The sequence below is a fragment of the Rhizobium sp. L51/94 genome, assembly GCF_019355555.1.
GTDB classification, from domain to species: domain Bacteria; phylum Pseudomonadota; class Alphaproteobacteria; order Rhizobiales; family Rhizobiaceae; genus Rhizobium; species Rhizobium rhododendri.
The window spans coordinates 206723-219949 of record NZ_CP072143.1 but is presented as its reverse complement, the minus strand read 5'-3'; the positions used below and the strand labels follow the sequence as shown (position 1 = coordinate 219949).

General features: G+C 55.4%; 8 protein-coding genes and 2 pseudogenes. 6 read left to right on the top strand and 4 right to left on the bottom strand.

Annotated features, from left to right (window positions below; translation table 11 throughout):
- The first annotated feature begins 34 nt into the window (after positions 1-34).
- The 4 genes from J5274_RS29475 to repC all read left to right on the top strand — a co-directional run bounded on the left by J5274_RS29475 (position 35) and on the right by repC (position 4873).
- Positions 35-142 (top strand): IS110 family transposase, encoded by a 108-nt coding sequence (locus tag J5274_RS29475; RefSeq protein ID WP_143123339.1) that lies wholly within the window; start codon positions 35-37, stop codon positions 140-142.
- 990 nt (positions 143-1132) lie between these two features.
- The gene (repA, locus tag J5274_RS25140; protein WP_142832027.1) at positions 1133-2347 is read left to right on the top strand and encodes a plasmid partitioning protein RepA; all 1215 of its coding nucleotides are present in this window, start codon (positions 1133-1135) and stop codon (positions 2345-2347) included.
- Positions 2344-3348: a plasmid partitioning protein RepB gene (gene repB, locus J5274_RS25135; RefSeq protein ID WP_142832025.1), complete on the top strand. Its 1005-nt coding sequence runs from the start codon at positions 2344-2346 to the stop codon at positions 3346-3348. Before repA ends, repB begins: the two co-directional genes overlap by 4 nt.
- Before the next feature lie 202 nt (positions 3349-3550).
- Complete coding sequence (gene repC / locus J5274_RS25130) at positions 3551-4873, top strand: plasmid replication protein RepC (RefSeq protein ID WP_219275716.1); 1323 nt, start codon at positions 3551-3553, stop codon at positions 4871-4873.
- Positions 4874-5500: 627 nt separating this feature from the next.
- On the opposite strand, the pseudogene J5274_RS29140 reads toward repC, so the two are convergent.
- A pseudogene (locus J5274_RS29140) lies at positions 5501-5596 on the bottom strand (acyloxyacyl hydrolase); the annotation flags it as partial.
- Positions 5597-5722: 126 nt separating this feature from the next.
- Between J5274_RS29140 and J5274_RS25125 the strand changes: the two are divergent.
- Positions 5723-6859 (top strand): ROK family transcriptional regulator, encoded by a 1137-nt coding sequence (locus J5274_RS25125; RefSeq protein WP_307877652.1) that lies wholly within the window; start codon positions 5723-5725, stop codon positions 6857-6859.
- A gap of 79 nt (positions 6860-6938) precedes the next feature.
- On the opposite strand, the gene J5274_RS25120 is transcribed toward J5274_RS25125, so the two are convergent.
- Together J5274_RS25120 and J5274_RS25115 are read right to left on the bottom strand one after the other, a co-directional pair.
- Positions 6939-9665 carry a pectinesterase family protein gene (locus J5274_RS25120; protein WP_219275715.1) on the bottom strand — a complete coding sequence of 909 codons (2727 nt, stop codon included), beginning with the start codon at positions 9663-9665 and terminating at the stop codon, positions 6939-6941.
- Between the two features lie 34 nt (positions 9666-9699).
- Entirely contained in the window at positions 9700-10827 is a 1128-nt protein-coding gene (locus J5274_RS25115) for a glycerophosphodiester phosphodiesterase family protein (RefSeq protein WP_142832020.1), read from the bottom strand.
- A 466-nt stretch (positions 10828-11293) separates the two neighbouring features.
- Here J5274_RS25115 and J5274_RS25110 point away from each other — a divergent pair.
- A pseudogene (locus J5274_RS25110) lies at positions 11294-11665 on the top strand (transposase); the annotation flags it as partial.
- Between the two features lie 336 nt (positions 11666-12001).
- On the opposite strand, the gene J5274_RS25105 reads toward J5274_RS25110, so the two are convergent.
- Positions 12002-13156 (bottom strand): ROK family protein, encoded by a 1155-nt coding sequence (locus J5274_RS25105; RefSeq protein ID WP_219275714.1) that lies wholly within the window; start codon positions 13154-13156, stop codon positions 12002-12004.
- Positions 13157-13227 lie beyond the last annotated feature (71 nt).

The following is a 13227-nucleotide window of genomic DNA, read 5'->3' as shown; positions in this document are numbered from 1 at the left end:
AAATATCGGCCGCATCAAAGCGTGCTGGCATCTGATGTCGGCGCCTGGCGTCGGACCGCTGACCTCCCTACGCTTGGTGGCGCCGGCGGAAAATCCGCGGCGCTTTGGGAAAAGCCGATCCACGGTTCTTACGTTGGCGTGACACCCAAAAGGTACCAGTCGGGCGATCGAGATGTGACAGGTTCGATCTCCAGCCGGGGACGATATCTTACGGTATTATCTCTATGAGGCAGCAGGCTGCCTCCTGGCAGCGGTGACCGCGCCGTGCGCCTTGCGAAGCTGGGAGTTAAATTTGGCGAAATGATTGGGTCCAAAGCGGGCGCGATCGGCGGTGGTACGCAAATTGGCCGTCCTGCTGTTTGGGCTTTGGAAGAGTGAGGATCATCTCCAAGCCGTGCCGGGCGGCAAAGCCTTTTGCAACCGTTTTTTTTGAAGTTCACTCGCGGATATAGTTTTCAATGGCCATGAGGGACGTGACCGGACCGGGTCTGACGAATATGAGACAGTTGGATGCGGATCGAAGACCGCGTAAGTACACTGCATCGGCCCCTGGATATGAGGCGAAAGGCCCCGGGTAGTGGTGGCGGAGATGCATAGACCGCACTACGAAGAGAACAATGGGACGCTTGTTATGCTTCAACCGGATTGGGGATAAGCGAAAGCACCCTGACTCAGCAACCAAATGTATATAACTGACTTTGACCAGATGCGAGAGATCAATCAATGCGGCGCTCATTTCCAAGACCTAGTTCGTTCTTTCTGCATTGCTTCGGTTCTTGGCGGAGGGCCCGGCGAGGTTCACTCAAGAAGTTGTCGCTTGAACTGGCCCTGGCGGAGATGCAGTAATGCGGAAGCATCCAGGGCATCTCTCATAGAGCGCGGGGCCATACCCGGCGCGCCTCTCTCCAAGCCGCATCCATTGGCTTAGGCTTAGGCGATGGGGTTCATCCGGCCCCTAACATCCCTTCTATGACGTATTGGCGGGTCCCCGAACTTTACAATTGTAAAGTCCTTGTGCGAGTTACGCTCGTTAATTTCTGCTTAACGAAAAATCCCTTGAAGAATCGGACTCTCTCTGTCATCCGTGACGGTAATGATCTCGTTTAGTGATCGTAACCGTCAAGAGGACAGAATGCTTCAACCGGCTTCTCAGAACGTCAGAGATACGGCATCGAAAATCGGAGTTTACACTTCGAAGCTCTCTGCAGAACTCAACGACATGCGTGAAGCCGTCTATCCGCCTTCGGCGCAGAAGACATTCGCTCGGACATTTTCCACACTTGATCTTGTTCGGCTGTTAAATGTTCCTGAAAGCACTCTTCGACAAATGACAATCGAAGGGAAGGGGCCCGTGCCGGAAAGAGCGGACAACAACCGCCGCACCTATACCGTGAACCAGGTTAAGGAGCTGCGTTCGTTTCTCGCTAAACTCCGCCCTGACGATGCCGGTGAACTGTTGCCTCATCGCCGCATGGGCGAAAAGCTGCAGGTTATTGCCACAGCCAATTTCAAAGGCGGCAGTTCAAAGACGACGACGTCCATTCACCTGGCCCACTTTCTTGGCCTCCAAGGTTACCGTGTTCTTTGCCTTGACCTTGATCCACAGGCGTCAATGACAGCACTCTTTGGTATTCAGCCAGAATTCGATCTCGGCGAGAACGAAACTACATATGCGTCCATAAGATATGACAATGAGCGCCGGTCCCTAGTGGATATTATCAGACCGACCTATTTCCCGGGCGTTGATCTCGTGCCCGGAAATCTCGAGCTGATGGATTTCGAGTTTGACACTCCGTCTTATCTGACCTCGAAAAACAGGGATGATCTCGGCCTCTTTTTCGAGCGCCTGAGCAATGCTCTGGCTCGTGTCGATGATCGCTACGATATCGTAATCATCGATACACCCCCGTCGCTTGGATACTCGACGCTGGCAGCGCTCTACGCGGCAACATCTTTGATCATCACGGTTCATCCCGCAATGCTTGATGTTGCCTCGTGCAACCAGTTCCTCATCATGATCTCTGACCTCTCTGAGGTACTCGCGCAGTTCGGCGCGAAGTTCGAACATGATTTCTTTCGGTTCTTGCTGACACGTGTAAATCCAAACGATGGTCCGCAAAAATACATGTCCGGTGTCATGCGCCGGCTTTTTGGCGACGACGTGCTGGTTTCGGAAGCGCTTGAGTCTACTGCCATCGCCGGGGCAGCGGTTGCTAAGAAGACCCTTTACGAACTGGAAGCCGGGGAAGTTGGACGAGAGGCACTGAAGCGGGCCATCGAAAGTGCCGATCGCGTCAACTTCGAGATTCTTGATCTGATCCACAAGGTTTGGGGACGTATCCCATGAAAAAGAGCATCCTTCAAAAAATGGCTGACGCCGAGAGCCGCGGCGGTTCCATCTCCAGTGCCGAAACGTCAGAAAAGTCCCTGCCGTCGCGGCGCCATTCGTCGCCCGTGATTTCGAATGTTGGCCGAGCACTGACCCAACTGAGCGAAGACAGCATCATCTCTCTCGATCCCAATAAATTGGAGCGTTCTCCATACAAGGATCGTTTCGACAGCGATGAAGAGGTGGAAAAGGAGCTGGACGCTCTCAAGATGTCGATAGTCACTGAAGGGCAGAAGATCCCTGTGCTAGTCCGGCCGCATCCCACCAAAAGCGATCACTATCAGCTTGCATATGGTTACCGTCGTTGGGCAGCGATCAAGGCGATAATGGCGGAAACTGAGCGGCCAGAGAGCATCAGGATCAAAGCCTACGTCCGCGAGTTGACGGACCGCCAGTTAGTTGAGGAACAGTCCCTCGAAAATGGTGTCAGGGAAAACCTTACCTGGATTGAGCAAGCTATGTGGGCCGTCCAGCTGAAAAGTGCCGGGCTGTCCCATCGCGCGATATGCCCAATCCTTGGTCTCTCAGAGGCAGCAGTGTCTCACCTCTTTCGTGTCACGGATGTGATCCCGGAAGACATCGTTTTCGCGATCGGGAGAGCCAAGGGCGTCGGACGGCCGAAATGGACGACCTTTGCGGACCTATTGAGAGATACAAGCAAAGTGGAGCCTGTTCGCAGGTTTATAGAAACGACCGCCTTTCAACAGGCGCACAGTTCAGAACGTGTCGCACTTGCAATTCGCGCTGCCAGCGGTGCGCCCGAAAAGTTAAGCGAGGCAAGCCAGGAAGAGATGCGCGATTTTGCCGTCGGCGATAGGCTGTTTGGCCGCATGAAACGCACATCGTCTGGAACCACCGTGACCATCCCTAAGGAGGAACACGCTTTCGCGCGCTGGCTAGCACAGCGAATGCCGGATTTGCTGCGCGAGTACAATCACCAGGACAGCTCCATTCACTGAACGGTGTGGCTGTCATAAGATCAACCGGTCGAGAAGGAGAGACCGTTACAAAAGAAAAAGGCCCCCTAAACGTTTCCGTCGTGGAAGCCTCTCTCAATTCCTTAAGCAAGATCGAGAATCGCATTTCCATGAATCCCAGTCAAGTGTCTTTGGCATCGTTTTGGTGAGCGGATTTCTTTTGCCTCAAGAAAGGTGAAGAAAAATGCAATGTGTAAGTGTGACGACGCCCTTTGGGCGGCGGCCGATGACGCTTAGCATGCTGGCAAGCCAGTACAAGGCCAACGACATCGCGCCGGAACAGTCCGTCGACAAGTGGAAGATCTTTCGTGCGCTCTGCGAAGCAAAGCCGCTGCTCGGCCTGTCCGACAGGGCGCTGGCGGTGCTGAACGCGCTGCTGAGCTTCTATCCGGGCAATGAGCTCAGCGCAAAGCACGGCCTCGTGGTCTTTCCCTCCAACGCCCAGCTGTCGATCCGCGCCCACGGCATTGCGCCGGCAACGCTGCGCCGCCATCTGGCTGCCCTGGTCGAGGCCGGATTGCTGGTGCGCAAGGATAGCCCGAACGGCAAGCGCTTTGCGCGCCGTGACGGGGAGGGGGAGGTCGACCAGGCGTATGGCTTCAATATCGCTCCGCTGATTGCTCGTGCCGATGAGATCCAGGCATTGGCAGCGCAGGTCACGGTCGACCGCGCCCTGTTCAGGGCGATGCGCGAGCGCCTGTCGCTCTGCCGGCGTGACATTGCCAAGCTGATCGAGACGGCTCTGGAAGAGGGTGTGCCGGGTGACTGGACGATGGTGCATGGCCATTTCCGCGATCTCGTGGCTCGGATCCCGCGCTCTCCCGACATCCATGACATCACCCCTATTGTCGAAGAGATGGAGATGCTGCGCGAAGAAGTGCTCAACCTGTTGGAAGTTCGCATAAATGTTGGAAATATGCACGGCAATGAGTCCCAAGCTGAGCGCCACATACAGAATTCAAATCCCGACTCTAACTCTGATCTTGAACCGGCTTCGGATAAGAAGCAGAACGAAACATCGGCAATCCAACCACAGGCGCCGGATATGCCGATGGGAAGCACCGTTGCAACGGATGAGGGCGCCGAGCACAAAAGCGTGGCGGATGCCCGTTTGGTGAAACCGCGAAGGCTGGCTGCGGCCGGCGGAGATCAACCGGGGCTGAAGGCGTTTCCGCTCGGGCTTGTGCTGCAGGCCTGCCCGGAAATCCTGTCCTACGGCCCGGATGGCAGTATCGGCAGCTGGCGAGACCTGATGGCGGCGGCCGTCGTCGTCCGCTCGATGCTGGGGGTCAGCCCCAGCGCCTACGAGGAGGCCTGCGCCATCATGGGGCCCGAGAATGCGGCGACGGTCATGGCTTGCGTGTTGGAACGAGCCGGCAGCATCACGTCGGCGGGCGGATATCTGCGCGACCTCACCCGCAGGACGGAGCGCGGCGAGTTCGCCATCGGTCCGATGCTGATGTCGCTCGCAAGGGCCAATGGCGGCAGACGCCAGCGGACAGGGTGAGGTGACATTAGGGTGACGGAGAGCCCCGATTCGGTCGAGGGCGGACAGGCCAGCTATCACCAGGGTGTGAGAACGCCCCCGCAGATTTACTTTCGGTAGTTATGCATTTCGCCAGGTAGCCTATCAGACGTTTTGGGGCCGGCGGCGGATTGGCGGCGTGCCGTTTTGCCATGGTTTTCTCGCACAGTATTCCGATGCTTTGTACAAATAATGAATGCGTGAGAAAATGACCTGTTGCAAGCGTGTTTTATGGTTGAAATGCGGCCCCGCCAGACTCGTAGCGTCACCTCGCACAAGCAATGGGTCGTCCACAAGCCTAACGCGCTCTGGTGGCCATTCGTGGCGGAAATCCTGAAAGCCACGGAATTCGGAGGAGGGGAGGGGCGATAGGGGGCGCCAGAGAAAAAGACTATGGAAAAATTCGCATTCGCTCGGCAAGTGTGGCGTTTAGCTCCCCGTCACGTTCTGGATGTGACGGCTCACCGATGGAAACCCATGAGGTCTACTCAGAGGCGAAGATACCCGGCGTGGCCAGCCATGCTCCAACCACACTTGGCTCGAGAGGAACGCTTGATTGCCCACGAGACAAGCCAACGGCTGGGCCAACTTGATGTGGATCACTTCAGATCAGAACTTGTAACCGACCAGCAACCCGGCGCGTGTAATCCTAGGATTTGGGCCGTCGCAGAGATTGCCGTGCGAGGAGTGATTGATCTGGGCCATCCCAAGCCTAATCACAGATACCCCCCTCGATTAAATCTGGGTTTTCCCGCTTCTCATGCCTAGACCTAAACCTTTACAACAATAAGTCTATTGAACTTAATCGTGCACTTGCCCTCGCATGCAGCGATGGTACGGTTGGCCATGCCTCAATTTTTACCCACCTTTTCGACACTATCTCCATCAGATCGACGGATCGTATCGCTGCTCCTTGACTCGGGACCAATGTCTCGGGCTGAATTAGCTGATCGAACCGGCGTGACTCGTCCTGCCGTCACCCAAATGGTGGCCAGCCTCGATCGCTTTGGCCTAGTGGAGGAAGGTCCGAGCCGCAGAGGACTACGTGGTCAACCAGCGCGCCCAATCAGTATCCGTGGTGCTGCGGGGTATTCGGGAGGCATCAGTTTTTCACAAACGTACCTCGATGCCGCAATCATAGACATGACCGGGCGTCCAATCGGTCAGAAGCGCTTGCCCCTTACATCGCCCGATCCCGAGACTGTCGCAAAAGTCGCTCAAACAGCCTTACTTGCTATCAAAGCCGAAGCGTCAGTCAAGAACATGAGCCTATTGGGGATCGGCTTCGCGATGCCTGGTGATTTCTGGATTGGGAAAGCGCTCTTGGCGGCCCACGTTTACTTTCCCGGCTTCGATAAGCTCGACGCACAGTCATTCTTCCAGGCACGGTTCGAAGAACGTATTTTCGTGGAGAATGATGGGCGGACATGCATCATGGGCGAGCGGCTCGCGGGGGTTGGCCGTGGGCATAGCGATTTCATGCTGGTTCATATTGGCCACGGCGTGGGTGGCGGCCTGTTCCTTGACAACCGTCTCTATCGAGGGGCCCATCTAAACGCCGGTCCGCTGTACACCTTTTTCCCGATCGATCAGCCTCGCCCCTCGGGTCAGGACTTGCTAGAAACCTTACGCAGGGCGGGCTTTTCGGCGAAGGATTTCGACACGCTCGAGGAAGCAGGATCGGACGAAGCCGCGGTAATCGCAGAATGGACCACGCGCGCTGGAACCCAACTCGCTCCTTATTTACATCATGTCGCCAACGTTCTCGACCCGGAATTCATCATCGTTGGAGGGCGGCTGCCAGCGTCGATCCTTTCGGCGATCGTAGAAGCTACCGGTCTGCCATTGGAAGCGCTGGAGAATCAGATCGCGGGGTCCCCCCCAGTCGTTCGCGCTTCGTCGCTGGGCGCAGAAGCCGGCGCGATCGGCGCAGCGTCAGTCCCTATATTCGATCTATTGCATGCATGATCCGCCAATCATGCATGCAATGACGTTATCGAAGTCAATATATAAACTACATGCGGCATGCCGCTCAGTTGGTACTCTATTACGGATTTGTCTTGAAGGACTTGATGACAGTCGGGCTGTTGAAGCCGTTATAGACTCGGAGAGACATCCAGTAGGTAGTGTTGGGTCTGAGGTTGGTGAAATTCCAGGACTTGGCCGTGAACCCGTGGCTGGTGCCGGCGATAGCCTTGCCCTGATAGGCGTCGAGTTCGCTGGCATAGAGCGCCGTGTACGCTCCCGCATGCGGCACTGCACCGCCAAAGACAGGCTGGACACCTTCGTTGTCCACCGTGAAGCTCAGAGCGGCCGTCTTGGATGCCGGAGTGATGACGATATCTGTTGGCACGCTGGGGTCATGGCTGGTGGGTGTCACATGAACCGCGTCCGAAGGTGCGCTCGACCCCTGAGCGTTGAACGCGCTGACTTGAACAGTTACCGGCTCGTCATTGCGAGCCACCTCGACATAGGCCGTGTAGGCATAGGCCGGAAAGTTGAAAGGACCGTAGTCCCGGCCGTGCTGACGCGCTGTCACCGAATAGCCCTGTTCTGCCGGCTGTGCTGGCTGCCCAGCCCATGTCACCTGGACGTTTCCATTTCCGCCGACGTCGGCGGTGATAACCGGCGCCTTAGGTGCACCGATCCCGGGCACTTCTACCGGCACGTTCTGCTCGTTGAGCTTCGAACCGTCGCTGACCAGCGTAGGTTGCCATCCATCGCTTCCCGCGAGATAAATTCCCGGTGCCAGTGCCGCCACCTCACTCGCCGTCAAGGGCACGTTGCTCTTGGGAGACGCGGATTCACGTTGGGAAATATCGAACGGCGAAGATCCCTGCCCATTGATATCACCGTATTTCGTGTTGTATTCGCGATAGGTAGAAGTGGGCAGATTGTTCGTCCCCGGCTGCCCATTCATAGGCGGTACAAACTCAATCCACCCATCATCGGTGATCTGTGGCCCCATTGTCGAGTTGAGGAAGTAGACCGTCGAACGACTACCCCATGGGCGACCCAGCCAAGCGTTGGTCATATATGGGCTGTCAAACAGAAACCGTGTATTGTTGAAAACAAACCCGCTATCTTCGCTTTCGGTCTCACGCTTTTGAGCGGTAATGGTATTTTCACCGATAAGACTGCCGTGAAGCTTGGTCTTCAACGTGCAACCATCGAAAACCGCCTTTCCATTCCCAAAAATGTAGTCGACATATCCTTCGACGTAGCAGTTGCTGAAATAGGCCCTTTTCAGGCCAGATAGGTACAGGGTATCCTGGCCTCCAAGGACCCGAACGGCACGATAAACTGCCCGATCGCCATTCGAAAGAAGCGCTACCGCCTGCGCATTATTTTGATATCCAGGTCTTTCATAATCAGCGGTGTTCTGGATAGTCAAATTGCTGACATAGGCGTCATCACCATTAATCGCGACGGTATAACTGCCGGAAGTCCCGTAAGGTTGGCCAGTCGCTTGATTGGTCGCGCCCGCCGAATGATTACCGGTAATAACGACCTTGGTCGCGTCGGTCCCAGTTCCGATGAGCTTGACGTTCGGCTGCGTAATATTGATCGTTTCTGAGTAGACGCCCGGTGGAATCCGGATCGTTCCGCCTGTGGCAGGAAGTGCGTTGATTGCAGCTTGGATGGTCGAGAAACTACCTCCATTACCATCTTCGCCCTGCAAAATGACGCCGTTCGGATCGACGTTCGCAGTAAACCCCGTCCGTGCCGCGGTTGCGACGTCAGAAGGCGGATTTCCTGGACTTGCCGTGCCACATGGTGTCTTTATCGTGCTGTCGAGAAATTTCCCGGAATTGCATGGCTGCATGTCGACATCGAGGAAATAGCTCCCCTTCAGCGTGTTTTGATATGCCACGACTTCACGCGGCGACAGCGGCGAGGAGAAGATCGTCGCGGTCTCGTAACCGGGCAGGGCCTTAATGGGGTTAATCGTCGGCGATCCCTGCCCAGGTGCGCTTGCGGCTCCGAGGACCCACGGCCCCACGCCACCGAACGTCAAAGGGTTGGGCCTTCCGGTTGGCGTTCCGGTGGGGAACGGGACATGCGGGAAGCCCGAATCTAAAAGCGCCTGATCCCATTGATAGGCAGTGAAGGCGAGGAAGTATGTGTATGGGGCAAACCGGTCGACACGGACTTTGCCGTCTGGCGTGAACGTGTAATAAACCCATTCAACACCCCAGAATGTGCCGGTGGGTCCCAGCAAATCCATATCCCAGGACTGCTGCCAAAATGCGGTGGTAGGCTTTCCGGTCTGAAGCATGCTCTTCCCGAAGGCCCACTTTTGACCTGAAGCTGCGGGCTGGGCGCCTAGCATGAACGACAAATAGCCATCGTTGCCGGATGAACTCAGGAGTGACAGCGTTGATCCACCCGTCGGCGCAGTGTTGTCGCGGGTTTTCTGGACGAGCATCACGGTAAAGCCCGTATTCGGATCAACCTGTGCAAGGGTAGTCGTTTCGAGTGACGAGTTCGCAGGAAAATTGAAACCGGTTCGGCCTGTCGATGCATCATAGAACGTCGCCGTATCCTTCGGCGCAGGATAATCGACGTTTGCAAGGGAGTCATGGATAAAAAATTTTGGATAGTCGCCGAATACAGGCGCAAGCTTGGGGGTAAGGGCTTGCGATACCTTATCGGTCGCCTTTTTTGCGCAATCCGCTTGATCCGTGCATGATTGGGCGTGGGCAGGGGCCGAGACAGCGATCAAAATGGCCAGCGTCGAGCACCGTGCGACTAATGATTTCCACATCTTCATCACAATTTCCTATTGATCCGAGTTATGTTGATTTCTAGTTTCCGAGCTTGCTTGTGTTACGACGCCCGATCTGCTTCAACATATCGCCCACGACATCGGGATAGTCGGTGGTGATAAGGTTCGTACGGTTGATGATGGCCATCTCTGGATCACCGCGGTAATCCGGGATGATGCCATCAGCGGACGAAGACCTCGGGTCCGTTATGTGCTGATGGCAGCATTTGCTTGAGCCAATAGGCACGCCTTCTGGAAAGGTGTTGCTTTCATGGTACGTGGAGAATGATTGCTTCTGATCAACATAGTCAAAATATTTCTGAAGCCCATCGCCCCGGTAATATTGGTTCATCTCAAACTGAACCGGAAATGGCGCTGTGTTCCACTGAGTGTACGCCACGTCTTGGTGCGGGTCGTAACTCGAGTCCTTCACGTTTACATCGTCGGGATTTGTCGTCAGCACGAGACCTCCAAGTGACGTGGGATCGTAGGTCGTGCGATTCAAAAAGGTAGCAAGATCGACGGCGTCTCTGGCCTTCGTTTTGATCACCACCGCTTTCGATAGTTTTGGGTTGTTCTTTGCGGAGAGAATATCGAGACACCGCTGGATCAATTCGATCGCGTCGGTCGAACCTGTACCCGTCGCACGGCTTTTGACGTCCACGATCATCACATAACCATACCCGTCAGTGCTGATATACTGGGCCAAGAGATCCAGTGCGTCGGAAAAGGTCAGAAATTTGGCATTTTTTCCGCTCGGATCCTTGAACACTCTACCGTGTCGATCGCGAAGGTTCGTATTCTTCAACTGCGTATACGTCTGATCGTATATTGCGCCGCTTCCCGTTGATTCACGCTCGATCGTGAAGTCATGAGAAAGCACAACCTCTTTATCCGAGGTAAATCTGACATCGATCTCGACGCTTTCTATTCCGGCGTTCCACGCCTCCTGAAGGGCGTACGCGGAATTTTCGGGATAGGTTTCCCAGAGTCCACGATGCGCCGAGAGAAGAACTAGATCCGATGCTGGATCAGGGGGGCCGAACATCGCTCCTGTAATCGAACTAACCAGATAGGGCGATATTTTCACTGGCAGGACGGTTTGGCTCTGCGCGACCATGGGCGCCGTCAGAGCGGTGATCGAGATCAATATACCGATAATGCGCATCAGACTTCCTCCTTCACAAGATTTCCTTCTGCTAGGGCGCAGGTAAGCAAGAGTCTAAAGTAAATGCAACTTAATTTAAATGGGTCAGTCGGCGGGAAGCTCCGATTTTTGCCTAATCAAAGAACAGACGGTGAACCCGTGATCACACAGCATTTGACTGCGAGCCTTGCCCCTCCACGGCTCGGTAGACAGTCATTCTGGAAACATACAGATCACGGGCGGCTGCGGCTTTCGTTGCGCCAACAGCGATCCGCCTGCGGATTTCCGCGTTATCGAGATTTTCGCGCGCTTAAATCGTTGTTGCATAGCTGATCCTCCGATTGAACCAGCAGAAGCGTCGTCCGTAACAGCAGCAAATATGAGTCATAGCCCAGAAATGACTCTATCAATTCGAGAAATGACGAGGGTTTATCATGCGTATCGGCATCATGACCCCCTCGCCGATTTACACCTTTAATGATGGGGTGGTGTGGGGCCGATAACAGCGACGGCATTGATAGCTTTGGCTCCCGCGGCATCGTCATCCAAGAGAGGACAGGATTTTGCCGCCTGGCTTGGCCCGACGCCACTTTAACGATCAACGGGCGGAAAGCAGAAGCTTGGTGCGACATCCAAAATGGGCGAGCGAACACTGCGACGGCTGCTCATTCTCGAAGCTAGCTCCGTGGTCCGGCAAGCCGCTCATCGGGGTGTGCCAGAAGGCTCGTGGCTCAGACGTATGCTGGCGCGGAAGCCACGTATGTTGGTGATCGTTGCCCTTGCCAACAAGCTCGCCCGCATCGTTTGGGCGCTGTTAGCGAAAGGCGGAGTCTACGGGATTCCAGCCGCGGCCAAGTAATCTGGTCGCGAAGGGGCGTCGAAGGTGTAGGAGGGTCGAAAGGACGGTATGGCGCACGGTCGATAGAGGCGGGATTGGAAAACGAGGCGTGAACGGAGTGCCTCAAAGCACGCTTCAATGATTTGGCACCGATCTGCGAACTGCCATGCGGGCCCGCGCGACATCTTGAAGGTTGCATCAGAGGCCGGACAGATGTCAGCACCCGACTACGCGCAAAGTACCTGCCTGAAAAATTCTCTTGCACTTATGGGGGTGTCCACAGATGTTAAGGGGCCGCATAATGCTGCTCTTTAAGACACGCAGGCGGCAGCCAATTCGGGCTGATAACGTCGGTCCTTACCGATTCACTCGCCAGCCGTTTTTATAGTTACTGAACGTGTCGTTGACTGCTCCCGCAAAATATCTGGCGAAAAGGGGAAGGCTTGCGGCCCCCACGGAGCCAGAGGATTGGCCGAGTTTGCTTGCAATAAGACCGATCGTTTTAAGGCCACGAGACGGCCCGGGATTTTGGGTGATGAACTCTCCCGCGCGACCAGCGAGTGCCTCATTGATCCATGTGGGCAGGCGACCGCCAACTAGGATCGCGGCTGGATCGAATAAGCCTGATATGATCTGGGCGGATCGGCCAAGTTGTTCACCTGCGCGAGTGATCCAATCATCAATCAGCGGGGTTGTCACAGCGTCTTCAAGAGTGTCGTCGGTTAGTTCGAGATCCGAAAAACCATTCCTGGCTAGGTGATCGAGTAGATCTTGGCCAGATGGGCGGGGACTTCCTACCGGGTATATCGCGCCCGGCAGGCAGGCATTACCGTTCGCTCCTCTGAAGAGCCTGCCTTCGGCGATGCCGCCGCCGCCCAAACCGTGGCCGACATGAAGCAGGAATACGTGACTTATACCGCGCCCGGCACCGAACATATATTCGCCAAGCACCGCGCAGGCACCGTCGTTTTCGAAGAACACTGGTGCTTCGAAAAGAGCCGCGAGATCGTCGCCAAAGCTTAACCCTTCAATTTGAGGGAAAAGTTCGTGTGCGCGGAAATCTCGTGAGTTTCGTCCAAAATTTCCGGGAACAGAAACGCCGAAGCCGACAAGATCGGCTCGGGTCAGTGCATTCTGGTCCAAGAGTTTTGCCAGCCCGCGTTTTGTCGCGGAGACTATTTGCTTTGCCTCGGGTTCTGCGATTGGGGAATTCTCAACTCCGATGACGTGGCCCGCAAGATCAATGAGCGCGACCTGAACCTGTTTTCGCGAGAAATTCACTCCAGCGCTGAGGCGTTGGCCAGCAACGATGGACAGAATGCGGCGCGGCTGTCCCTGTTGCCCCGTCTTTTCAGCTTTTTCCTCTACGATCCCGTCGTCCATAAGGCGCGAAACGATTCGGGTTATCGAGGCGCCTGTAAGACCGAGTGTATGGGCCATCTCGACGCGAGATGTCACGGTTCCAAGGAAAACCAATTCTAGCACTTGGCGCTCATTGAGTGAGAGATTCATATCCGTCTCCGTTTTGCAAAGAACTAATCTTTCTATTAAATTACGCAATGTAATATAACCGTCGCGAACTA